Source organism: Parvibaculum indicum (assembly GCF_011762095.1).
Classification (GTDB): Bacteria; Pseudomonadota; Alphaproteobacteria; order Parvibaculales; family Parvibaculaceae; genus Parvibaculum; species Parvibaculum indicum.
The window spans coordinates 105,466-128,059 of record NZ_JAASQO010000009.1 but is presented as its reverse complement, the minus strand read 5'-3'; the positions used below and the strand labels follow the sequence as shown (position 1 = coordinate 128,059).

Annotated in this window: 21 protein-coding genes; all 21 read left to right on the top strand. The window is 63.2% G+C overall.

Translation table 11 applies throughout. The annotated features are described in order from the left end of the window. Window positions 1-14: 14 nt before the first annotated feature. The 21 genes from tsaB (at window position 15) to FHS78_RS12235 (ending at window position 22,579) form a co-directional block, all read left to right on the top strand. Window positions 15-758 (top strand): tRNA (adenosine(37)-N6)-threonylcarbamoyltransferase complex dimerization subunit type 1 TsaB, encoded by a 744-nt coding sequence (gene tsaB, locus FHS78_RS12335; RefSeq protein WP_167094673.1) that lies wholly within the window; start codon window positions 15-17, stop codon window positions 756-758. Continuing rightward, the gene (gene rimI / locus FHS78_RS12330; RefSeq protein WP_205305301.1) at window positions 751-1,200 is read left to right on the top strand and encodes a ribosomal protein S18-alanine N-acetyltransferase; all 450 of its coding nucleotides are present in this window, start codon (window positions 751-753) and stop codon (window positions 1,198-1,200) included. The genes tsaB and rimI overlap by 8 nt, the downstream gene beginning before the upstream one ends. Window positions 1,201-1,402: 202 nt before the next feature. Beyond that, complete coding sequence (locus FHS78_RS12325; protein ID WP_167094756.1) at window positions 1,403-1,882, top strand: Fur family transcriptional regulator; 480 nt, start codon at window positions 1,403-1,405, stop codon at window positions 1,880-1,882. Window positions 1,883-1,964: 82 nt separating this feature from the next. Next, on the top strand, window positions 1,965-2,834 hold the full coding sequence (gene olsA, locus FHS78_RS12320) for a lyso-ornithine lipid O-acyltransferase (protein WP_205305300.1): 870 nt from the start codon (window positions 1,965-1,967) through the stop codon (window positions 2,832-2,834). A gap of 180 nt (window positions 2,835-3,014) precedes the next feature. Further along, window positions 3,015-4,463, top strand: coding sequence for a tRNA (N6-isopentenyl adenosine(37)-C2)-methylthiotransferase MiaB (gene miaB / locus FHS78_RS12315; RefSeq protein WP_246220474.1), 1,449 nt, complete (start codon window positions 3,015-3,017; stop codon window positions 4,461-4,463). A gap of 79 nt (window positions 4,464-4,542) precedes the next feature. Next, the gene (locus FHS78_RS12310) at window positions 4,543-5,604 is read left to right on the top strand and encodes a PhoH family protein (RefSeq protein ID WP_167094670.1); all 1,062 of its coding nucleotides are present in this window, start codon (window positions 4,543-4,545) and stop codon (window positions 5,602-5,604) included. Further along, on the top strand, window positions 5,601-6,209 hold the full coding sequence (gene ybeY, locus FHS78_RS12305) for an rRNA maturation RNase YbeY (RefSeq protein WP_167094669.1): 609 nt from the start codon (window positions 5,601-5,603) through the stop codon (window positions 6,207-6,209). Before FHS78_RS12310 ends, ybeY begins: the two co-directional genes overlap by 4 nt. A gap of 32 nt (window positions 6,210-6,241) precedes the next feature. After that, entirely contained in the window at window positions 6,242-7,318 is a 1,077-nt protein-coding gene (locus tag FHS78_RS12300) for a hemolysin family protein (RefSeq protein WP_167094668.1), read from the top strand. Between the two features lie 9 nt (window positions 7,319-7,327). Continuing rightward, window positions 7,328-9,010, top strand: coding sequence for an apolipoprotein N-acyltransferase (gene lnt / locus FHS78_RS12295; RefSeq protein ID WP_167094667.1), 1,683 nt, complete (start codon window positions 7,328-7,330; stop codon window positions 9,008-9,010). 163 nt (window positions 9,011-9,173) lie between these two features. Beyond that, window positions 9,174-9,554, top strand: a complete 381-nt coding sequence (locus tag FHS78_RS12290) for a helix-turn-helix domain-containing protein (RefSeq protein WP_167094666.1) — start codon at window positions 9,174-9,176, stop codon at window positions 9,552-9,554. 247 nt (window positions 9,555-9,801) lie between these two features. Further along, window positions 9,802-10,968 (top strand): methionine adenosyltransferase, encoded by a 1,167-nt coding sequence (gene metK / locus FHS78_RS12285; protein ID WP_167094665.1) that lies wholly within the window; start codon window positions 9,802-9,804, stop codon window positions 10,966-10,968. A 39-nt stretch (window positions 10,969-11,007) separates the two neighbouring features. Next, entirely contained in the window at window positions 11,008-11,754 is a 747-nt protein-coding gene (trmB, locus tag FHS78_RS12280; protein ID WP_167094754.1) for a tRNA (guanosine(46)-N7)-methyltransferase TrmB, read from the top strand. A 151-nt stretch (window positions 11,755-11,905) separates the two neighbouring features. Next, the gene (gene rimP, locus FHS78_RS12275; RefSeq protein WP_167094664.1) at window positions 11,906-12,508 is read left to right on the top strand and encodes a ribosome maturation factor RimP; all 603 of its coding nucleotides are present in this window, start codon (window positions 11,906-11,908) and stop codon (window positions 12,506-12,508) included. Window positions 12,509-12,535: 27 nt separating this feature from the next. Next, complete coding sequence (nusA, locus tag FHS78_RS12270) at window positions 12,536-14,191, top strand: transcription termination factor NusA (RefSeq protein ID WP_167094663.1); 1,656 nt, start codon at window positions 12,536-12,538, stop codon at window positions 14,189-14,191. Between the two features lie 40 nt (window positions 14,192-14,231). Further along, window positions 14,232-14,900, top strand: a complete 669-nt coding sequence (locus FHS78_RS12265) for an RNA-binding protein (protein WP_167094662.1) — start codon at window positions 14,232-14,234, stop codon at window positions 14,898-14,900. A 9-nt stretch (window positions 14,901-14,909) separates the two neighbouring features. Beyond that, window positions 14,910-17,564, top strand: coding sequence for a translation initiation factor IF-2 (gene infB / locus FHS78_RS12260; RefSeq protein WP_167094661.1), 2,655 nt, complete (start codon window positions 14,910-14,912; stop codon window positions 17,562-17,564). Between the two features lie 102 nt (window positions 17,565-17,666). Continuing rightward, the gene (gene rbfA, locus FHS78_RS12255; protein ID WP_167094660.1) at window positions 17,667-18,089 is read left to right on the top strand and encodes a 30S ribosome-binding factor RbfA; all 423 of its coding nucleotides are present in this window, start codon (window positions 17,667-17,669) and stop codon (window positions 18,087-18,089) included. Between the two features lie 5 nt (window positions 18,090-18,094). Further along, complete coding sequence (truB, locus tag FHS78_RS12250; RefSeq protein WP_167094659.1) at window positions 18,095-19,018, top strand: tRNA pseudouridine(55) synthase TruB; 924 nt, start codon at window positions 18,095-18,097, stop codon at window positions 19,016-19,018. Window positions 19,019-19,027: 9 nt separating this feature from the next. Next, window positions 19,028-19,297 (top strand): 30S ribosomal protein S15, encoded by a 270-nt coding sequence (gene rpsO / locus FHS78_RS12245; protein ID WP_167094658.1) that lies wholly within the window; start codon window positions 19,028-19,030, stop codon window positions 19,295-19,297. 331 nt (window positions 19,298-19,628) lie between these two features. Then, complete coding sequence (gene pnp, locus FHS78_RS12240) at window positions 19,629-21,797, top strand: polyribonucleotide nucleotidyltransferase (RefSeq protein ID WP_167094657.1); 2,169 nt, start codon at window positions 19,629-19,631, stop codon at window positions 21,795-21,797. Window positions 21,798-21,892: 95 nt separating this feature from the next. Further along, window positions 21,893-22,579, top strand: a complete 687-nt coding sequence (locus tag FHS78_RS12235) for a DUF4893 domain-containing protein (protein WP_167094656.1) — start codon at window positions 21,893-21,895, stop codon at window positions 22,577-22,579. The last annotated feature ends 15 nt before the right edge of the window (window positions 22,580-22,594 follow it).

Genomic DNA, 22,594 nt, shown 5'->3' with positions numbered 1-22,594 from the left:
GGCGGACCGGCCCTTTGATCCTGCTCGCATTCGATACCGCGCAAGGCGCGCTTTCCGCCGCTCTGTTCGATGCGAACGGGAAGGGCGAGCCAACATTGCTCTCGCATCTTTTCGAGGCCCGGTCTCGCGGTCATGCCGAGCGCCTTCTTCCTGTGCTGGAAGAGGTGCTGGCGGAGGCGGGGACGGGGTTTGCCGATCTCGATGCGCTGGCGGTGACGGTCGGGCCCGGCACCTTTACGGGACTCCGGGTCGGCCTTGCCGCCGCGCGGGGCATCGCATTGGCGCGCAAGCTCCCTTGCGTCGGCGTGACCACGCTGGAGGCCGTCGCAGAGCCTGTGGAGCTGCATGGAACCGAGCGCCTGGCGGTTTCCTTCGATGCGCGGCGGGAAGAAGTATACTTCCAGATTTTTGAACAAAATCAGCAACTTGTGACAGAGCCGGCCCTGTTGCCGCTGGAAATTGCTGCAGAAAATGCTGCGCAGCATAGCACTGCAGCAAAACTCCTCCTCGCAGGCAGCGGCGCGCCCCTGCTGGCCGAGCGTCTTCTGCCGCTGGGCGTCGAGGCACTCCCCGTGGAAACGCGGGCCGAGCCCGATGCGCGCGCCGTGGGTCGCATTGCGATCCGGCGTATCCGTACGCAGGGGTTCGACGCCTTTCGCGAACCGCCCGCGCCGCTCTATATCAGGGCGCCCGATGCCAAACTGCCCGGCGGCCTCACGCTGGAAGAGGCACAGGCGCAAGGCCGTTCCCGTGGCTGACATACGTCCGGTGGAGGCTGGAGAAATCCCGGCGCTGGCGGCGCTTCATTCCCGGGCTTTCGACGAAGCCTGGGACGCGGCGTCCTTTGCCCGCCTGCTTGCCATGCCCGGCGCCTTCGCCCTGCTGGCGCATGTGGAAGATGCGCCATCGGGTTTCGTGCTGGTCCGGTTCGGCGGCGGAGAGGCGGAAATCATCACCATTGCCGTCGACCCGGATTACCGCCGCCAGGGGCTTGGCCGGGCATTAATGAACCGCGCGGGCGCGGAGGCGCTGGCAAGGGGTGCGGAGGCCGTGTTTCTGGAAGTGGCCGAGGACAATGTCGCTGCCATTGCGCTCTATGAGCGGCTGGGTTTTGCGGCGGTAGGCCGCCGCCCGGCCTATTACGACAGGCCCGGCGGCAAGATTGCAGCCATCTCCATGAAGCTCGAATTGTCCGGTTGAACGGGCCCGGTCACCGATGCGTCGCGAAATTGTCGCAGGATTGATGTCTATTCGAGCGTGACAATGCGTCCCGGAAGGGCTTGGTTGCCCGGTAGAACCCATCTATACCCCTGTTTTTAACGGGGTTTTTGCGAGAGCGAAAGACGGTCGCCTGTTGGTGACAAGGCGGGTTGCGATCACCTAATATAGCCCCATGAGTGACATGAACACATCGACGGAAACCATCCGTCCGGAAGATCATCCTTCCGATCCGCACAGGATCGAAAATCTGTGCATCAAGGCCGGCATGCGCATGACCGACCAGCGGCGGGTCATTGCGCAGGTGCTGTCCGTCGCGACGGACCATCCCGATGTGGAAGAGGTCTATCGTCGGGCATCCAAGGTCGATGACAAGATTTCGATCGCCACCGTCTACCGGACGGTTCGCCTGTTCGAGGAAGCCGGTATCCTCGAGCGGCACGATTTCCGCGACGGCCGTTCGCGCTACGAACAGGTGACGGAAGATCATCACGATCACCTGATCGATGTTTCGACGGGAAGGGTCGTCGAGTTTCAGAACGATGAGATCGAGCGTCTGCAGCGAATCGTGGCGCGCGAGCTGGGTTACGACCTTGTGGATCACCGCCTCGAGCTTTATGGAACGCCCCTGAAAGACAAGTCTCAGGACAAGAAACAGGATTAGGCGACGGCCGATGACGGCACGTCGCGCTCAACAGGGAAAGGGACGGCGCCCCGCCGCCAGCGGCAGGGTACCGGATAACGCTATGGGCACCTTGCGCGCGACAACGCTTCTGACGGGCTTCATCCTGTCCGCGCTCTTTCTGATGCCGGTTCAGGCGGTGGCGCGCAAGCTCCGCCTTCCCGCGGCGAAGACGATCCCGCTCCATTATCACCGCTTCCTGTGCCGGCTCATCGGCATCCGCGTGATCGTGCGCGGCGAGCCGCATCAGGACGGCGCCTGCCTGTTTACCGCCAACCATACCTCCTGGCTCGACATCCCGATCATGAGTTCGGTCCTGCCGATTTCCTTCGTCGCCAAGAGCGAAGTCGCGGGATGGCCTTTCTTCGGGACGTTGGCCCGCCTTCAGGACACGGTCTTTGTGGAACGCGAGCGCCGGACCCGGACCGCCCAGTCGCGCAACCTCATTCATTCGCGGATCGCGCAGGGCGACAGGCTGGTGCTCTTTCCCGAAGGCACCTCCAGCGACGGCAATCGTGTGCTGACTTTCAAGAGCGCGCTGATGAGCGTAGCCCAGCTTGCCGTCGTCAATGGCGAGGACGATCGCGAAGACGACCTCGTCGTTCAGCCGATTTCCGTCGCCTATACCAGCCTTCACGGTTTGCCCATGGGACGCCACAACCGCCCCTTCTTCGCCTGGTATGGCGATATGGAGCTGGTGCCCCATCTCTGGGAGGCTTTCAAGAAGGGCCCGATCGACGTGGTGATGGAATATCACCGCCCGGTCACCATCCGGGAAATCGGCAACCGCAAGGCGCTGGCCAATTATTGCGAGGCCTGTTGCCGGATCGGGCTTGCGCGCGCGCTGACGGGCCGTCATGTTCCCGGTCCCGAGGAGGTCGCAGCCGACCGGCCCGCGGCCCAGGTCGCCCCCGAGGCGGCAGTCGCCCGATAATGGCGGCGCCCGGAAGGACGGCCTCTTCACAAGATCGCATCCGGCGAACACCCTCTCCCGCCGCTGTCGCGAACGTGATAGCGTTTGGGTCGACAGATCGTATGCGGGCCGGCTGGCCGCGCATGGAAGAGAAGGGCGGTCCCGGAGAGTTGCTCAACGGTTTGAGGAAACGAGCACCCATTGTCTGACACTTCAGCGTCCGAACAGCCAACGCAACCGGAAGGCCCCGGCCTCGAAAGCAGTGACCGCCCCGCCGGTGCGCCCGCCCGCAAGATTTTCATCAAGACCTATGGCTGCCAGATGAACGTCTATGACAGCGCCCGCATGGCCGATGTCATGGCGCCGAACGGCTATGCCGAGGTCGAGACGCCCGAAGAGGCGGATTTTATCCTCCTCAACACCTGCCATATCCGCGAAAAGGCCGCCGAGAAGGTCTATTCGGAACTGGGCCGCCTGCGCCGTCTCAAGGAGGAAAGGGCCGCGAAAGGCGAGCGTCTGATGATCGGCGTGGCCGGTTGCGTGGCACAGGCGGAGGGTGAGGAGATGCGCCGCCGCGCGCCCGCCGTCGATCTCGTGGTTGGGCCCCAGACCTATCACCGCCTGCCGGAATATGTGGCCCGCCTCGATAATGGCTCGCCGGGCATCGTGGAGACGGAGTTTCCCGTGGAGGCGAAATTCGAGAGCCTCCCCATGGCGGAAAAGCGCAAGACGCTCGCACGGGGAGCGACGGCGTTCCTGACCGTGCAGGAAGGCTGCGACAAGTTCTGCGCCTTCTGCGTCGTGCCCTATACGCGTGGCGGCGAATATTCGCGTCCCGTAACGCGGCTTCTCGGCGAGGCGGAAGCGCTCGCGCAGGCGGGCGTACGCGAGGTCACATTGCTTGGCCAGAATGTGAACGCCTATCACGGCGAAGACGATGCCGGCCGCGACACCACGCTGGGCGGTCTGATCCGGCGGCTTGCGGAGATTCCGGGTCTGGAGCGCATTCGCTACACGACGAGCCATCCCCGCGATATGGACGACGAACTGATCGCCGCCCATGCGGAGGTCGACAAGCTGATGCCCTATCTGCATCTGCCGGTTCAGGCGGGCTCCGACCGCATCCTGAAGGCGATGAACCGCAAGCACACGGCGGAAAGCTATCTGCGCCTCATCGAGCGCATCCGCGCCGCCCGCCCCGACATCGCCATGTCGGGAGACTTCATCGTCGGCTTTCCCGGCGAGACGGAAGAGGATTTCCAGGCGACGCTCGACCTCGTAAGCGAGGTGAAATATGCGCAGGCCTATTCCTTCAAATATTCCCCGCGCCCCGGTACGCCCGCGGCGACGGAGGAGGATCAGCTTGCCGAAGAGGTGAAGTCGGAAAGGTTGCAGCGTCTTCAGGCCCTGTTGAACGAACAGCAGCTCGCCTTCAACCGCGCTTGCGCGGGCCGCGTCATGCCGGTGCTCTTCGACAGGCGCGGGCGCGGAGATGCGCAGCTTGTGGGGCGCAGCCCCTATCTGCAATCGGTGCATGTCGACGAGGCGCCGGAAGAACTGTTCGGCCGCCTGGCCGAAGTCGTTATCGATGAAGGTCACGCCAACAGCTTGCGCGGCCGCATCGTGGAGAAGGCAGTGCAGACCGCCTGAGCGGGACCTCCCGCAATATGGCCACCAGGGATGAGCGCATTTGAGTGCAACGGGTGGACGACGGAACGAGACCGGAGGAATGACGAGCGTTTCCAGCGCTTCGGGCGGCGGCGAAAGCCTCGTCCTGGCGTTCGACGACAATTCCCTCCTGACCGAACTTTTCGGTGCCAATGACCGGCATCTGGCCCGCATCGAACAGGGGCTCGACATTGTCGCGACCTCGCGGGGCAACAAGCTGGTCATCACCGGCACGGCGGAAGCGCGCGACCAGGCAGGCCGCGTGTTCAAGGATCTCTATGCCCGTTTGAAATCCGGTCAGGATGTGAATGCGGGCGAAGTGGACGGCGCGATCCGCATGGCGCAATCCAGCAATACGGAGGCTGCGGCCGAGGCGCGCGAACCGGGCGGTCGCCTGCAGATCGTGACCAAGCGGCGGACGATCACCCCGCGCTCCCAGACGCAGGCCGCCTATATCGACGCACTCTTCAACAATGAGCTCGTCTTCGGCGTGGGCCCGGCGGGTACCGGCAAGACCTATCTCGCGGTTGCCGTCGCCGTTTCCATGCTGCTCCAGAAACGTGTCGATCGGATCATTCTGTCGCGCCCCGCGGTGGAGGCGGGCGAGCGTCTGGGTTTCCTGCCCGGCGACCTGAAAGAGAAGATCGATCCCTATCTGAGGCCTCTCTACGACGCGCTTTACGACACGCTGCCGGGCGTGGAGGCGATGAAGGGGATCGAGTCCGGCGAGATCGAGGTGGCGCCGCTGGCCTTTATGCGCGGACGGACGCTCGCCAATTCCTACGTCATTCTGGACGAGGCGCAGAACTGTACGCCGGTGCAGATGAAGATGTTCCTGACCCGGCTGGGCGAAAACAGCCGCATGGCCATTACCGGCGATCCGAGCCAGGTGGATCTGCCTCTGGGCGCCAAGTCCGGCCTCAAGGACGCCCTGGACGTACTCGACGGCGTAAAGGGCACGGCCACGGTACGGTTTTCCGATGTGGACGTGGTGCGTCATCCGCTCGTGACACGGATCGTCAAGGCCTATAACTTTCATGAACGCGGCCTGCTCGACACGTCAAATCACGGCAATGAAAGCCGGAAGCCGGGCGAGCAGGAACACCGAAAGGATGGCAAATGAGCGCGGGTGACCCCCCACGCGGAAATGGACATTCGGGAGGCGGCGCCGGCGATGCCCCGCCATCGGGCGATCATGCCCGTCCGAAACGCTCCACCCCGGCGCGAAGTCCGGTCTCCGGACTGACCATCGATATCGTTCGCGAAGCAGGTGATTGGGACAGCGGGACCGCCGAAATCGTAAGGCGGGCGGCCGAACATGCCTATGTGGTCGCAGGCGACGCCGAGGGCGCGGAGCTTTGCGTGGTGCTGGGCGACGACAAGCTCGTCCAGGCCCTGAACCGGACCTATCGCGGCAAGGATGCGCCCACCAACGTACTCTCCTTTCCCGCCATGGAAATGCCCGGCATGGCCGGCGGCGAGCCGCTTCTGCCGGAAGAGAGCGCATTGCTTGGCGACGTGGTTCTCGCCCGCGAAACCATCGCGCGCGAAGCCGTGGAGCAGCACAAGAGCCTCTCCGATCATCTCACCCATCTCGTCGTGCATGGCGTGCTGCATCTTCTTGGTCATGACCACATGGAAGACGAAGAGGCCGAGGAGATGGAGGCCCTGGAACGCGACATCCTCGAAGATCTGGGCATCGCCGATCCCTATGCCTCCCAGCATTGAACCCCGGAACGGCACTCTTTTTCGCAAATCCAATGGCTGATACGACCGACAGACCCGACCCCTCTCCGCTCGCTCCCGCCAGACACGATGCGCCCGAGCGCAAACCGTCCAGGGCAAAGTTCCGCTCCTGGCTGATGGCGCTTTTCGGCGTGGGCGGCAATGGTGACCATACGCTGCGCGACAGCCTGGAAGAGGTCATCGAGGAGCATGACGACACGCGCCGCAGCCTGACCGAGGAAGAGCGCCATATGCTCATCAACATCCTGAGCTTCGGCGAGCTCCGGGTGGAAGATGTGATGGTGCCGCGCGCCGATGTGGTCGCAGTGGAAGAAGGCGCGACGCTGGAGGAGCTCTTCCAGCTCTATAGCCAGTCCAGTCATTCGCGCATGCCGATCTATCGCGAGACGCTGGACGACCCCATCGGCATGGTCCACATCAAGGATGTAATGGCCTATCTCGCCGTGCCCTCCGCGACCGGCGACGGGAATGGCACGGGAACGGAGGCCGGAAACGATCGGGCCGCTTCGCTTTCCCGCAACAGCTTCTCGCTGCGCGACATCAGGCGCAATGTGATCTTCGTGCCGCCATCCATGCCCGCGCTCGACCTTCTGCTGAAAATGCAGGCGACGCACATCCATATGGCGCTGGTCATCGACGAATATGGCGGTACGGACGGTCTCGTCTCGATCGAGGATCTGGTCGAGGAGATCGTCGGCGACATCGAGGATGAGCACGACATCGAAGCCGGTCCGACGCTGACCAAGCGTCCCGACGGCACCATTGACGCCGATGCGCGCTGCGAGGTCGAAGAACTGGAGGAGATGCTGGGGCTCAAGCTGACCGACGAGGAAGAGGAAAACGACGTCGATACGCTGGGCGGCCTTGTCTTCTCGCTGGTCGGGCGCGTGCCGCTGCGGGGCGAACTGATCAGCCATCCCGCCGGGATCGAATTCGAAGTGAAGGATGCCGATCCGCGCCGTATCAAGAAGCTGCGTATCCACCTCGCCTCGCGCCGTTCGGCGGAAAAGGGCCCGCCGGGGGCCGAGGCCGGCAAGGTGGAAACCGCATCGCCGCCTGCCGTCGACGGCACGCCGCGTCAGGAAGGCTGAGCCGGGTTCATGAAGATCGAGGAACGTCTGGACTGGGCGGCGCGCCATGTCGAACGGATCGCCGACAGGCTGTCGGAAATGCGCCGCTGGCACCGTCTTGGCGCCGCCTTTCTGGCGGGGGCGTTGAGTGTCCTCGCGCTTCAGCCATTCGGGTTCTGGCCGATCCTCTTCCTGACGATCCCCGTGCTTGTCTGGCTGCTCGACGGGGTGGGAGAACCGGTCCGCGGCCACCGCCGCAAGGTGCTGGGCAAGGCCTTCTTCACAGGCTGGTTCTTCGGCTTCGGCTATTTCTTTTTCGGCCTGTACTGGGTTGGCGAGGCCTTTCTGGTTCAGGCCGACAAATTCGCCGTCTTCCTGCCTTTCGCCGTCACGCTTCTGCCGGCGGGCATGGCGATCTATGCCGGGCTCGCCGCGATGGTCGCCCGGCTTTTCTGGTTTGCAGGCTATCGGCGCATCGCGGTTCTGGCGGTGAGCTGGACCGCGTTCGAGTGGCTGCGCGGCATTCTGTTCACCGGCTTTCCCTGGAACCGGATCGGCGAAAGCCTCCTCGCTTCGGATGCCATGATGCAGGCGGCAGCTCTTGTCGGCGCGGCCGGGCTGAGCCTGATCGTCATGCTGACGGCGGGATCGCTTGCCGCCTTCGATACGCGGATGCCGGCAAGGCGGGCGGGCGCAAAGCCGCATAACGGGGCGGAGCACTTTGCGCCTCTCCTTGTTGCAGCCGTGGCGCTGATGCTGGTCTGGGTCGGCGGCGCGGTAAGGCTCGCAGCCGCCGAAACGGCCCATAACGGCAATTATTCGATCCGCATCGTTCAGCCCAATACGCCCTTTGCCACCGCCAATGACGACCGCAATGAACGGATCGTCTCGATCATCGGCAAGCTTTTGCGCATGAGCGCCGAGGCGACGCGCAAACGACCGCTCGGGCCTGACGGCGACACGATCATCGTCTGGCCGGAAGATGCCGTGGAAGTGCTGCTGGCGCGCGAGCCCTATGTCCTGGCGGCCATCGCCCGCATGCTGCCGCCTGGCGCCTTGCTCATCGCCGGCTCCAACCGCGGCGAACCCGCGCCGGACGGGCCACCCGACAGACTTCGCCGGTTCTACAACAGCCTTTATGTCGTGGGGTCCGAAGGTAAGGTTCAGGCGGTCTATGACAAACACCATCTGGTCCCCTTCGGCGAATATGTTCCCTTCCGCCATTTCATGGCAGAGATCGGCTTCGAGAAGCTCTCCCATTTCAGGGGCAGTTTCGATACCGGCACGGGCCCGGCCACGCTTCATGTGAAGGGCATGCCGCCGGTCGGCCCGCTGATTTGCTACGAGGTGATCTTCCCGCGTGAAGCGGTTGCGCCGGGGGATCGGCCCGAATGGCTGGTGAACATCACGATCGACACCTGGTTCGGCACCACCAGCGGTCCTTACCAGCACCTGGCGCAGGCCCGTCTCCGGGCCGTGGAACAGGGCCTGCCATTGGCGCGGTCGGCCAATAACGGGGTGTCGGCCATGATCGACCCTTATGGCCGGTTGCTCGACACCTTGCCGCTGAACACGCAGGGCGTCATCGATGCGCGCTTGCCCGCCGCCCTGCCGCCGACGCTTTATGCGCGGCTCGGCGATGGATTTGTCCTGTTCCTGGGCGTTCTGCTTTTCCTGCTCTCCGCATGGCGGAGTCCGTCCCTGAAGGCGTGACGAAACCTGTCTGTCCCCACCCTTAGTTGCGTAACGCAACTTACCGGTGCTATCGGTTGTAATGTGACCGGGTGGGGCACAAGGATGTAGGCAAGGTATTGGGGGCTGTGTGAGCAGGAAACCGCCGAATCCCGTCGATATTCATGTCGGTGGGAGAATACGAATGCGTCGTATGCTGATTGGCATGAGCCAGGAAAAGCTGGGCGAATCTCTCGAACTTACCTTTCAGCAAGTCCAGAAATACGAAAAAGGCTCCAACCGCGTGGGAGCCAGTCGTCTCTATCAGATCGCGCAGGTTCTGGGCGTTCCGGTATCCTATTTTTATGAAGGGCTGGAGGCCGCATCGGCCGCCGAAGAGGCGTCGGATACCGGGTTCGACTTTGAATTGCTGTCCACGACGGAGGGCATTCAGCTCAATGCCGCTTTCTTCTCGATCAGCGATCCCGGCCTGCGAAAGCGGTTGCTGGACCTGATTAAGCTATTGGCAAATAGGGAAGAAATCGACTTTCCCCTTGAGGGGGCCGGGGCTGCGGCGAGCGACTGACACAAAATCGATATGCACTTATGTGCATATCTTTTTACACAGATGTTGACCCGGCCAGCGATCCTTGCAAGAACCTATGGCGCGTCTGGCGCTGCATAGGGCTGCGCCGGCCGCATCGAAAGAACCAATAACGCCCGTACCCCCGGCGGCCATCCTGGCGGATGGGCGCGGAAGCGGGTCTGAGCGCGCCGGGCGGAGCCATTCCCCTGCGCCGCATGACACTCATCTCGAAACGAGGGAGATAAATTTGGCACGGTCAAATTTCCTGTTCACCAGTGAATCAGTTTCCGAAGGGCATCCCGACAAGGTTTGCGACAGGATTTCCGATTCCGTGCTCGATCTTTACCTTTCGGGTGATCCTTATTCCCGTGTGGCCTGCGAATGCCTGACCACCACCAATAAGGTGGTGCTGGCCGGCGAAGTGCGCGGCCCGGAATCGATCACCAAGGACCAGATCGAGGAAACGGCTCGCCAGGCGATCAAGGACATCGGATACGAGCAGGAGGGCTTCCATTGGAAGACCGCCGACGTCGAGGTCCTGCTGCATGAGCAGTCCGCCCATATCGCGCAGGGCGTGGACGCGGCCGGAAACAAGGACGAAGGCGCCGGCGACCAGGGCATCATGTTCGGGTATGCCTGCACCGAGACGCCGGATCTGATGCCGGCGCCCATCGACTATTCGCACAAGATTCTGAAGAGCATGGCCGAAGCCCGTCACGCGGGCGGCACGCTGCTCGAGCCGGATGCGAAGAGCCAGGTCACCATGACCTACGAGAACAACAAGCCGGTTGGCGTGCGTTCCGTGGTCGTGTCGACCCAGCACAAGGAAGAAGCCTCGCAGGAAGAACTTCGCGAGATCGTGCGTCAGCACGTCCAGAAGGTTCTGCCGGACGGCTGGTTCCCGCCGGAAGAAGAGTTCTACGTGAACCCCACGGGCAAGTTCGTCATTGGCGGCCCCGATGGCGACGCGGGCCTCACCGGCCGCAAGATCATCGTCGACACCTATGGCGGCTGGGCGCCCCATGGCGGCGGTGCCTTTTCCGGCAAGGATCCGACGAAGGTCGACCGTTCGGCGGCCTATGCGGCGCGCTATCTGGCGAAGAATGTCGTGGCGGCCGGTCTTTCCGATCGCTGCACCATCCAGCTCGCCTATGCGATCGGCGTCTCCAAGCCGCTGTCGATCTATTGCGATCTGCACGGCACGGGCAAGGTCGGCGAGGAAGCGGTCGAAAAGGCCGTTGCCGAATGCATGGACCTCAGCCCGCGCGGCATTCGCGAGCATCTTGAGCTCAACAAGCCGATCTATGCACGCAGCGCCGCTTACGGCCATTTCGGCCGCAAGCCCGACAGCGATGGCGGTTTCTCTTGGGAGAAGACCGACATTGCCGACAAGATCGCAGCCGCCATCAAGTAAGCGGTTGATCGCGACTGGCGATTGAGCCATTACGGCGCCATGAACAGCGCCGACCGCGAAAGAGAAGATTTGCCCCGTCCTTCGCCCGAGAGACGCCACGTCTACGGGCGGCGGCGGGGCAAACGTTTGCGCGAGCATCAGAGCGATCTGATGGAGACGCTGCTGCCGCGCATTTCGGTGCCGCTCGAGGGCAAGACGCCGCTCGACCCGGCAGCACTTTTCGAGCCGGGCACGAAAGAAGTCTGGCTCGAAATCGGTTTCGGAGGCGGTGAGCATCTGATTTTTCAGGCCGGCCGGAACAGCGATACCGGGATTATCGGCTGCGAGCCCTTCATCAACGGCGTGGCCAAGCTGCTGGCCGAGATCGAGACGCACGAGCTGTCCAATGTGCGCGTCCTGAGCGACGACGCCCGTTTCCTTCTGGAAAGGCTGGAACCGGAAAGCCTGTCGCGCATCTTCATTCTCTATCCCGACCCCTGGCCGAAAAAGCGCCACAACAAACGCCGTTTCATCAATGCCGAAACGCTGGCGCTCATCGCCCGTGCGCTCAAGCCGGGCGGGCAGCTGCGTTTTGCGAGCGATATTCCCGATTATGTCGGCTGGACGCTCGCCCGCATCCTTCGCCACAATCGCGAAAGGGCGCATGGCGAAGGCGCGCTCGAATGGCTGGCGGAATGTCCGTCGGACTGGCGCGACGCGCCGCAAGACTGGCCCGGCACGCGCTATGAGGAAAAGGCGATCCGCGAGGGCCGAACCCCCGCCTATCTCGATTTCCGCCGCCTGTAACCCTCCTGAACAAGCGAACCCCTTGCCAGGACGAGGGTTTAGGGCGTATAAGAACCCTCAATTGATGGCGCTCTTTCAGAGTGGGTCGTCTCCGGAAACGGGGGCCCGCTTTTTTTGTTTTTAGAGCCCTGTTTTGGCAATCGGAGCCGGGATGAACGCGACAGCCGCCGATCAGGCAGCAGGCGACGCAGAGGGCGAAAACGGGACGGGCGATCCGCGTCTCGACACCCATCTCATTGCCGCGCCGGGCATTCCGCGGCGGATCTTCGACCTGATCCGGCCCACCGCGGCCGATATGGGCTATGAGATCGTGCGCGTGCGTTACGGCCTGCAGGACGGGCACACGCTGCAGATCATGGCCGAGCGTCCCGACGGTACGATGGTGGTGCAGGATTGCGAGGACCTTTCCCGCGCCGTGTCCGCATTGCTCGACGTGGAAGACCCGATTTCGACGGAATACAATCTGGAGCTTTCGTCGCCCGGCATCGACCGTCCGCTGACGCGGCCGAAGGATTTCGAGCGCTGGGAAGGCTTCGAGGTGAAGCTGGAACTGGGCGAGCCGGTGGACGGCCGAAAACGGTTCCGGGGAGAATTGCAGGGCTTCGAGAACGATGAAGTTCTCGTCGCCTGCGAAGTGGAAGGTTTCAGCGAGCCGCAAACTCTGGGCTTTGCCTTCGGGCAGGTCGCAGATGCAAAGCTCGTCATGAACGACGATCTCATCAAGGAAAGTCTGAAAAGGCAGGGCCGCGGCTGATCGCGGACCCCCGACGGAGAAAAAGACATGGCAACGGCAGTGAGCGCCAACCGGCTTGAACTTCTGCAGATCGCGGATGCGGTGGCCCGGGAAAAGTCGATCGACCGCGAAGTGGTGCTGGAAGCGATGGCGGAAGCCATTCAGAAGGCGGCCCGCTCGCGCTACGGCCAGGAAAACGAAATTCGCGCCCGCATCGATCCCAAGACCGGCGACATCCGTCTCGTGCGTCTTCTGGAGATCGTCGAGGCTGTCGAAAACGACGCCGTGCAGATCGACCTGAAATCCGCGCAGCGCCGTAACCCCGCCGCCGAACTCGGCGATCTGATCGAAGACGAACTGCCGCCGGTCGATTTCGGACGTATCGCCGCGCAGACGGCCAAGCAGGTCATCGTGCAGAAGGTGCGCGACGCCGAGCGCGAACGTCAGTATGAGGAATATAAGGACCGCATCGGCGAAGTTGTGAACGGCATCGTCAAGCGTGTCGAATACGGCAATGTGATTGTCGATCTCGGCCGGGGCGAAGCGATCGTGCGCCGCGACGAGCTGTTGCCGCGCGAAACCTTCCGCAATGGCGACCGCATCCGCGCCTATATTTACGATGTCCGCCGCGAACAGCGCGGACCGCAGATCTTCCTGTCGCGCAGCCATCCTCAGTTCATGGCGAAGCTCTTCGCGCAGGAAGTGCCGGAAATCTACGACGGTATCATCGAGATTCGCGAAGTCGCCCGCGACCCGGGCAGCCGCGCCAAGATCGCCGTGCTGTCGAACGACAGCTCCATCGATCCCGTGGGCGCCTGCGTCGGTATGCGCGGCAGCCGTGTTCAGGCCGTGGTGAACGAATTGCAGGGTGAAAAGATCGATATCATCCAGTGGTCGCCCGACAATGCGAGCTTCATCGTCAACGCGCTGGCCCCCGCCGAAGTGGTCAAGGTCGTGATGGACGAAGACGCGCAGCGTATTGAAGTTGTGGTTCCCGATGACCAACTTTCTCTCGCGATCGGTCGTCGCGGCCAGAACGTGCGTCTGGCCTCGCAGCTGACGCATTGGGACATCGACATCCTGACCGAGGCGGAAGAAAGCGAACGCCGCCAGGCCGAATTCCAGAGCCGCAGCGCCATGTTTGCCGATGCGCTCGATGTCGACGAAATGATCGCCCAGCTTCTGGCGTCGGAAGGCTTCTCCTCCATCGAGGAAGTGGCCTATGTCGATCTCGACGAAATTGCCGAAATCGAAGGCTTCGACGAGGAAACGGCACAGGAAATCCAGACCCGCGCCGTCGAGGCCATCGAAAAGCAGAACGCCGAATATGACGAGAAGCGTCGCGAGCTGGGCGTGGCCGACGAGCTTGGCGATGTGCCGGGCGTGACGCCGCGCATGCTGGTGGCCTTCGGCGAAAACGATGTGAAGAGCGTCGAGGATCTGGCGGGCTGCGCCACCGACGATCTCATGGGCTGGAACGAAACGGTGAACGGCGAGCGCCGCCACGAGGACGGTATTCTCGAAGGGTTCGACGTTTCCGCCGAGGAAGCCGAAGAAATCGTGATGCGCGCCCGCGTCGCGGCCGGCTGGCTCACCGAGGAAGACCTTGTGAAGCCGCATGAGGCGGAAGAAGGCGAAGAAGAGGATGACAGCGTCGACAATCCGGTCGACGAAAACGAAGTGGAGCAGGACTCGCAGGCCTGATTGGCGCCGCCGCCGGCCGTCCGCGCGTGGAGAAAATTGAGTGATCAAGGCTCTGAAACGCGAGGAAGCGCCCGAGCGGCGGTGTATCGTCACCGGTGAAACGCGGTCGAAATCGGAGCTGATCCGTTTCGTGGCCGGTCCCGATGGCGAGGTGGTGCCGGATCTGGCCGGAAGGTTGCCGGGCCGGGGTCTCTGGGTGTCGGTCAGCCGCGAAGCGCTGGAAAAGGCGGTAAAAAGGGGCCTTTTTGCCAAGGCGGCGCGGATGCGGCTCGAGGTCACGCCTGATCTGGCGGACCGGGTCGAGGATTTGCTGGCGCGGCGCGCAGGCGAGGCGCTGGGTCTGGCGAAAAAGGCCGGTGCATTGGTTGCCGGCTTTGAAAAGGTCATGGCGACCATCACCGACGGCGACGCCGCTTGCCTGATCGAGGCGCGCGACGGGGCCGAAGATGGCCGCCGCAAGCTGGAACAACGCGCCAGAATGGCCGTGGAAGCGGGCATTTATGACGATGTGCCGGTATTTGCGCCGCTTTGGGCGCATGAAATGAGTTTGGCATTGGGACGGGCAAATGTGATACATGCAGCCCTGTTCCAGGGGCCTATGGTAGACCGGGTGCGGCAGGATCTCGCCCGGCTGGAAATGTTCGGGCGGAAAAATCGCCCGGACGAGGCCGTTCCGGATACGGGTTCGGACGGCGCACGCGGGTATTGAAGGACAGGAATGACGGATCAGGCGGATACAGGCGAACGCAAGAAGACCTCCGGCGGCAAGCTCAGCTTGAAGCGCTCGGGGGATTCCGGGCAGGTGCGCCAGAATTTTTCGCATGGACGCTCCAAGTCGGTGGTCGTCGAGCGCAAGAAGCGCCGCGTCGTGAAGCCCGGCGAGAAGCCGGCTGCGACAACGAAAACCGCGGAGTCCGCTGAGAAACCGGCAGCCGAGAGCGCGCCCAAGGCCGCGCCCGCCGCTGAAAAACCGGCGGCGCCCGCCAAGAAGGAAGCGCCCCGGGAAACGCGCGAACCCCGCGAGACGCAGAAGGGCGGCGGCAAGTCGCGCTCCGGCGTCGTGCTGCGCACGCTGACCGCGGAAGAACAGCAGGCTCGCGAACGTGCGCTGGGTCAGGCGCGCATCCGCGAGGTCGAAGAGCGCAAGCAGGCCGAGATCGATGCCAAGCGGCGCGCCGAAGAGGAAGCTGCCCGCGAAGCCGAACGCAAGGAAGCCGAGGCCCGCGCGGCGGAAGAAGCCCTGCGCGCGGAAAAGGAACAGGCGACGCGCAAGCGCGCGACCGACGATTCAAGGCGCACCACCGAAGAGAAGGCGCCCGCCGAGCCCGACGTGGCCAAGGCCGAGGCCGAAGCGGCCCGTCCTGCCACCAAGGTCAAGGCGAAGGAAAAGCCCGAGCAGGACGAAGAGACCGTCTCCAAGCGTCCCGGGGCGCCCGCGCCTGCCAAACGCCCGGCCGCTACGCGCACGGAACCGCGCCGCCGCACGGGCAAGCTGTCCATCAACAAGGCCCTCAACGACGATGGCGAGCGTCAGCGGTCGATGGCGTCCATGCGCCGCCGTGCCGAGCGCGAGCGCAAGAAGGCCATGGGCGGTCCGCGCGAAGCGCCGCAAAAGGTTCTGCGCGAAGTCACCGTGCCCGAAACGATCACCATTCAGGAACTGGCGAACCGCATGGCCGAACGGGCCGTGGACGTCATCAAGATCCTGATGAAGCAGGGCATGATGGTGAAGATCAACGATGTGGTGGACGCCGATACCGCCCAGCTCATCGTGGAAGAAATGGGTCATACCGTTCGCCGCGTGGCGGAATCCGACGTCGAGGAAGGTCTTGTCACCGACGACGATCCGGAAGAACTGAAAAGGCCGCGCGCCCCGGTCGTGACCGTCATGGGCCATGTCGATCACGGCAAGACCTCGCTTCTGGACGCGCTGCGCAAGGAATCCGTGGCGGCCGGCGAAGCCGGCGGCATCACGCAGCATATCGGCGCCTATCAGGTCGAGATGGAATCGGGAAAGAAGATCACCTTCCTCGATACGCCCGGCCATGCCGCCTTTACCTCCATGCGCGCCCGCGGCGCCAAGGCGACGGATATCGTGGTGTTGGTGGTGGCCGCCGATGACGGTGTCATGCCGCAGACCGTCGAGGCGATCGACCATGCCAAGGCGGCCGATGTGCCGATGATCATTGCCATCAACAAGATGGACAAGCCGGAAGCCGATCCGAGCCGCGTGAAGAACGAGCTGCTGCAGCATGAAGTCATCACCGAAGATTTCGGCGGTGAAGTGCTGGCGGTCGAAATTTCCGCCAAGAGCGGTCTCGGTCTCGACACGCTGGAAGAGACCATTCTCCTCCAGGCCGAACTTCTGGACCTCAAGGCCAATCCCGACCGCGTCGCAGAAGGCGTGATTGTGGAAGCCAAGCTCGACAAGGGCCGCGGCCCGGTGGGCACCGTGCTTATCCAGCGCGGTACGCTGCATGTGGGCGATGTCATCGTCGCGGGCCGCGAATGGGGCCGCGTGCGGGCGCTCATCAACGATCGCGGCGAGAATGTCGATGAAGCCGGTCCGTCCGTGCCCGTCGAGGTGCTGGGGCTTGGCGGTGCGCCGGAAGCGGGCGACGTGCTTTCCGTCGTCGAAAACGAAAGCCGTGCGCGCGAGATCACCGACTATCGTCAGCGCGTCGAGAAGGACAAGCGGGTTGCCGGCGCGCGCACCTCGCTCGACCAGATGCTGTCCCAGCTCAAGGAGCAGGACCTCAAGGAGGTGCCGATCCTTGTGAAGGCCGACGTGCAGGGCTCCGCCGAAGCTATCGTTCAGGCGGTGGAGAAGCTCGGCAATGACGAAGTGCGATGCCGCGTGATTCACGTGGGCGTAGGCGGCGTGACCGAATCCGACGTGACGCTGGCGACCGCCTCGCGCGCGCCGATCATCGGCTTCAACGTCCGCGCCAATGCACAGGCCCGGGAAGCCGCCCGACAGGCCGATGTGGAAATCCGCTACTACTCGGTCATCTACGACCTTGTGGACGACATCAAGGCCGCCATGACCGGCATGCTGACGCCGGAACTGCGCGAGACCTTCCTTGGCAATGCCGAGATCCTGGAAGTGTTCCACATCTCCAAGGTCGGTAAGGTCGCCGGCTGCCGTGTCACGGAAGGCGTGGTGCGCCGCGGCTCCCATGTCCGCCTCATCCGCGACGATGTGGTGGTTCACGAAGGCAAGCTTTCCACCCTCAAGCGCTTCAAGGACGAAGTGAAGGAAGTGCAGAGCGGTCAGGAATGCGGCATGGCCTTCGAGAACTATCAGGACATGCGGTCGGGCGACGTCATCGAGTGCTTCGATGTCGAGGAGATCAAGCGCACGCTTGATTGATCCCGACGGGCGGGCGCGGAACCGCCTCCTTTCGACAGTTCAGGGCCCTCGCCGTGTCATGCGGCGGGGGTTCGATTTTCCCGCTTCGGCAGGGTTTGAAACATGCGCAGACATCAAACGAACAAGGGCGGAGCGAAAGGCCCGAGCCAGCGCCAGTTGCGGGCGGGCGAACTCGTGCGTCGCGCGCTCAGCGATGTCGTCTCGCGCGGCAATATCCAGGATCCGGAACTCGCGGGGGTGAGCTTTACGATTACCGAGGTACGGGTGAGCCCGGATCTGCGCCATGCGACCTGTTTCGTTGCGCCGCTGGGCGCCCGCGATCCGGCGCCGCTGGTGAGCGCGCTCACCCGTGTGCGTGGCTATCTTCGTGGCCAGCTCTCCAGGGAAGTGACCTTCAAATTCATGCCCGACCTCACCTTCGAGCCCGACACCTCGTTCGATCAGGCCGATGCGGTGGACAGGCTGCTGCATTCGCCCGAAGTGGCGCGCGATCTCGCGCATGATGACGATGAGGGCGAGGAGTAGGCAGCATGGCCCGGCGCAAGAAGGGGGACCCCGTCACGGGCTGGGTCGTCGTGGACAAGCCGTCGGGCCCCACCTCGACCGATGTCGTGAACAAGGTCCGCCGCCTCTTCAATGCGCGCAAGGCCGGCCACGCCGGTACGCTCGACCCACTGGCAACCGGGTTGCTGCCCGTGGCGATGGGCGAGGCGACCAAGACGATCCCCTTCATCATGGATGCCGACAAGGGCTACCGCATCACAATACGTTTCGGGGTCGAAACAAATAGCGCCGATGCCGAGGGCGAAAGCGTCGCGCAAAGCGATGTGCGACCGTCCGACGAGGAAATCCGGGGCGGGCTCGAAGCCTTCCGGGGCGAGATCGAGCAGGTTCCGCCGATTTTTTCGGCCATCAAGGTGAATGGCGAGCGCGCCTATGACCTGGCCCGGGCGGGCGAAGAGGTCGAACTCAAATCGCGTCTTGTGACGATCCATGAAATCCGCCTTGTCTCGCGCCCCGACCCCGACCATGCGGTGGTCGAAATCCTTTGCAGCAAAGGGACTTATGCCCGCTCGCTGGCCCGCGACCTGGCTCGCCATCTGGGCACGGTGGGGCATGTGGCGGCGCTTCGGCGGACCCGCCATGGGCCCTTTTCGGAGGAAGACGGAATTCCTCTGGATAAATTGCTGGCTTTGAGCCATTATCCCGCCGCTTCCGAAGCCTTGCGGACGCATCTGCTCCCGCTTGAGACCGCGCTGGACGACATCCCGGCGGTGGCCCTGAGCAATGACGATGCAAGCCGCCTCAGACACGGGCAGGAAGTTTTGTTGCGCGGACGCGACGCACCCATCCTATCGGGTCCGGTTCTGGCAACCCATCGGGGCAACCCGGTGGCGCTGACCGAATTCGACAGGGGAAGTCTTCGCCCCGTGCGCGTTTTCAATTTTGAATGAGGTACCCCGATGTCGATTACGCAAGAGCGCAAGGCTCAGCTGATCAAGGAATTCGGCTCCAAGGACGGCGACACCGGTTCGCCCGAAGTCCAGGTGGCCATTCTCACCGAACGGATCGTCAATCTCACCGACCACTTCAAGACCCATGCGAAGGACAACCATTCGCGCCGCGGTCTGCTGAAGATGGTGAGTCAGCGCCGCTCGCTTCTCGATTACGTCAAGAAGCACGACCAGAAGCGCTACGAAGATCTGATCGCCCGTTTGGGTATCCGCCGTTAAGGCGGTCCCGCAAGGCCCGCGAAAGATGCATTGCCGCCCGCCGCTTCCCCGCGAAGCGCCGGGCGGTGGCGTGTCGGCAAGGCCATTGACTGAAGAGACATTCGTCCGTTTACGGATGGCATGTCTGCGGAAGGACCTCAATCGCCCCCGTCTCTGGGTCTGAGGTTCCTCGATAAAGTGAAGGCGCGGAAAAAGGCCGCGTGTTCCGCAGATGGCCCCATCCAATTTTGTCCGGCCGCCCGAGAGCGGCAAATATGCGTTCGCCCGGTCATTGGGATGTCTGGTGGTAGGTACGAAAGACGGGACCGGCGGCGCGGAACAGGAAACCGATATGTTTGATATTACCCGAGAAGAAATCGAATGGGGCGGGCGCACGCTCACCCTGGAAACCGGCAAGATCGCCCGTCAGGCCGACGGCGCCGTGCTTGCGACCTATGGCGAGACCTCGGTGCTGGCCACCGTTGTCGGTGAGCGCTCTCCGAAGCCGGGACTGGATTTCTTCCCGCTGACCGTGAACTACCAGGAAAAGACCTATGCCGCTGGCAAGATCCCCGGCGGTTTTTTCAAGCGCGAAGGCCGCCCCTCCGAAAAGGAAACGCTGGTTTCGCGTCTCATCGACCGTCCGATCCGTCCGCTCTTCGCGCCCGGCTTCAAGAACGAGACGCAGGTCATCGCGACCGTCCTTTCCCATGACATGGAAAACGATCCCGACATCGTGGCAATGGTTGCCGTGTCGGCGGCGCTGACCATTTCGGGTCTGCCGTTCCTCGGCCCCATCGGCGGCGCGCGCGTTGGCTATATCAACGGCGAATACAAGCTCAACCCGATGATCGACGAGATGCCGGAATCGGCACTCGATCTCGTCGTCGCCGGCACGGGCGATGCCGTGCTGATGGTGGAATCGGAAGCCAAGGAGCTTTCCGAAGACGTCATGCTCGGTGCCGTCATGTTCGGCCATCGCGAGTTCCAGCCGGTGATCGACGCGGTCATCCGCATGGCCGAGAAATGCGCGAAAGAGCCGCGCCCGGTGAACAAGGCCGACACTTCCGACATCGAGGCCAAGGTCCGCGGTCTGGTGGAGGCCGATCTGCGCGCCGCCTATCAGATCAAGGAAAAGGCTGCCCGTCAGGAAGCCGTGGCTCAGGCCAAGGACAAGGCCAAGACCGAGTTCTGCAATCCCGAAGACGAGAATGCGATTGCCGAGACCGTGCTGAGCGGTGTCTTCAAGGACATCGAGAAGGACATCGTCCGCAACTCGATCCTCGACACCAAGAGCCGTATCGACGGCCGCGACCTGGAAACGGTTCGTCCCATCGTGTCGGAAGCGGGCATCCTGCCGCGCACGCATGGCTCCGCGCTTTTCACCCGCGGTGAAACGCAGGCGCTTGTGGTTGCTACGCTGGGGACCGGCGAAGACGAGCAGTTCGTCGACGCGCTGGAAGGAACCTACAAGGAAAACTTCCTGCTTCACTACAACTTCCCGCCCTTCTCCGTGGGCGAGACGGGCCGCGTCGGCTTCACGGGTCGCCGTGAAGTCGGTCACGGCAAGCTTGCCTGGCGCGCGCTGCGTGCCGTGCTACCGCCCAAGGATCAGTTCCCCTACACGCTGCGCCTCGTCTCGGAGATCACCGAGTCGAACGGTTCGTCTTCCATGGCGACCGTCTGCGGGTCGTCGCTGGCGATGATGGATGCGGGCGTGCCGCTTACGCGCGCCGTCGCGGGTATCGCCATGGGTCTCATCAAGGAAGGCGACCGCTTTGCGGTGCTCTCCGACATTCTCGGCGATGAGGACCATCTCGGCGATATGGACTTCAAGGTGGCCGGGACGGAAGAGGGTGTGACCTCGCTCCAGATGGACATCAAGATCACCGGCATCACCGAGGAAATCATGCAGATCGCGCTTGGCCAGGCCAGGGGCGGACGCCTGCACATTCTCGGCGAGATGGGGAAGGCCCTCGACACGGCGCGCCCGGAAATGGGCGAGTATGCGCCGCGCATCGAGGTGATCACGGTGCCGACCGACAAGATCCGCGACGTGATCGGCACGGGCGGCAAGGTCGTGCGCGAAATCGTGGAAAAGACCGGCGCCAAGGTCGACATCTCCGACGACGGCACCATCAAGGTCGCCTCCTCCGATGCCTCTTCCATCAAGGCGGCGCTGGACTGGATCAAGGGCATTGTGGCCGAGCCGGAAGTCGGTGAGATCTATGAGGGCACCGTTGTGAAAGTCGTCGATTTCGGCGCCTTCGTGAACTTCTTCGGCCCCCGCGACGGTCTCGTGCACATCTCGCAGCTTGCGCCGAACCGCGTCGAATCCGTTGGCGACATCGTCAAGGAAGGCGACAAGGTGAAGGTGAAACTCCTGGGCTTCGACGATCGCGGCAAGGTCCGCCTTTCCATGAAGGCCGTGGATCAGGAGACCGGCGAGCCGGTCGAAGGCTTCGAGGACGAGCAGCCCCGCGACAAGGGCCCGCGCAAGCGCCGCAACCGGGACGACTAAGTCTCGTTCGCCGGTTCACGCCGGCGTCACCTTGCAGCATGATAAGGGGCTCCGCGTTTTCGACGCGGAGCCCCTTTTCCATTCCGGAGCTTTCCATGCTGCGTCTGCTCGGCTTTTGCCTTCTCTTCCTTGCGATCGCCTTCCCGGCGGCGGCGGAAAAACTCGCCAAGACCAAGGATGGCCCCCCGCCGCCTTTTGCGGTGGAAGCACTCGGCAAGGCAAAGGAAAGCAAGCCGGATTACGACGCCTGGAAAACGCACATCACCGCGTTCGATAAGGACAGGCTGTCGCGCATGGCCGAAGCCATCGGCCAGGGCCTCGACGAGGCGAAAGTCCGTGCCGCTCCGCAGGATCTGACCCATGTGAAAGCACTCCTTGGTGAGGACACGCGGACGCTTCCCGCCAACATGCTCGTTCGGGACTATCGCTGCCGCACCGTCAAGGTCGGCGGCCCCATCGGTTCGGCGGTCATTTACGGCTGGTTCGAATGCGGCGTGAAGAGGATGCCCGACGGCCGTCTCTTCTTTGAAAAGACCAGCGGGTCACAGCGTATGACCGGCTATCTCTATCCGATGACCGACACAAAATGGGTGCTGCTTGCTGCCCCGAACAAGGATCATTCGGGCCCCGCGCGGGATTATTCCGGTCCCGAAGGCGGAATTACCGATCCGCAGATGCAGGATCGGGTGGGCGTTGTCGAATGGTTGCAGGACGGTCGTTACCGGATCGTCTTCCCCTACCCGATTCTGGAATCCACCTTCGACATCGTCGAGATGGATTGATGCGCCGGATCGATG

Coding starts and splice junctions, on each gene's coding strand:
- FHS78_RS12325 (WP_167094756.1), top strand. CDS start 1,403: ATGAACACATCGACGGAAACCATCCGTCCGGAAGATCATCCTTCCGAT.
- olsA (WP_205305300.1), top strand. CDS start 1,965: ATGGGCACCTTGCGCGCGACAACGCTTCTGACGGGCTTCATCCTGTCC.
- FHS78_RS12310 (WP_167094670.1), top strand. CDS start 4,543: ATGACGAGCGTTTCCAGCGCTTCGGGCGGCGGCGAAAGCCTCGTCCTG.
- ybeY (WP_167094669.1), top strand. CDS start 5,601: ATGAGCGCGGGTGACCCCCCACGCGGAAATGGACATTCGGGAGGCGGC.
- FHS78_RS12300 (WP_167094668.1), top strand. CDS start 6,242: ATGGCTGATACGACCGACAGACCCGACCCCTCTCCGCTCGCTCCCGCC.
- lnt (WP_167094667.1), top strand. CDS start 7,328: ATGAAGATCGAGGAACGTCTGGACTGGGCGGCGCGCCATGTCGAACGG.
- FHS78_RS12290 (WP_167094666.1), top strand. CDS start 9,174: ATGCGTCGTATGCTGATTGGCATGAGCCAGGAAAAGCTGGGCGAATCT.
- trmB (WP_167094754.1), top strand. CDS start 11,008: ATGAACAGCGCCGACCGCGAAAGAGAAGATTTGCCCCGTCCTTCGCCC.
- rimP (WP_167094664.1), top strand. CDS start 11,906: ATGAACGCGACAGCCGCCGATCAGGCAGCAGGCGACGCAGAGGGCGAA.
- nusA (WP_167094663.1), top strand. CDS start 12,536: ATGGCAACGGCAGTGAGCGCCAACCGGCTTGAACTTCTGCAGATCGCG.
- infB (WP_167094661.1), top strand. CDS start 14,910: ATGACGGATCAGGCGGATACAGGCGAACGCAAGAAGACCTCCGGCGGC.
- rbfA (WP_167094660.1), top strand. CDS start 17,667: ATGCGCAGACATCAAACGAACAAGGGCGGAGCGAAAGGCCCGAGCCAG.
- truB (WP_167094659.1), top strand. CDS start 18,095: ATGGCCCGGCGCAAGAAGGGGGACCCCGTCACGGGCTGGGTCGTCGTG.
- rpsO (WP_167094658.1), top strand. CDS start 19,028: ATGTCGATTACGCAAGAGCGCAAGGCTCAGCTGATCAAGGAATTCGGC.
- pnp (WP_167094657.1), top strand. CDS start 19,629: ATGTTTGATATTACCCGAGAAGAAATCGAATGGGGCGGGCGCACGCTC.
- FHS78_RS12235 (WP_167094656.1), top strand. CDS start 21,893: ATGCTGCGTCTGCTCGGCTTTTGCCTTCTCTTCCTTGCGATCGCCTTC.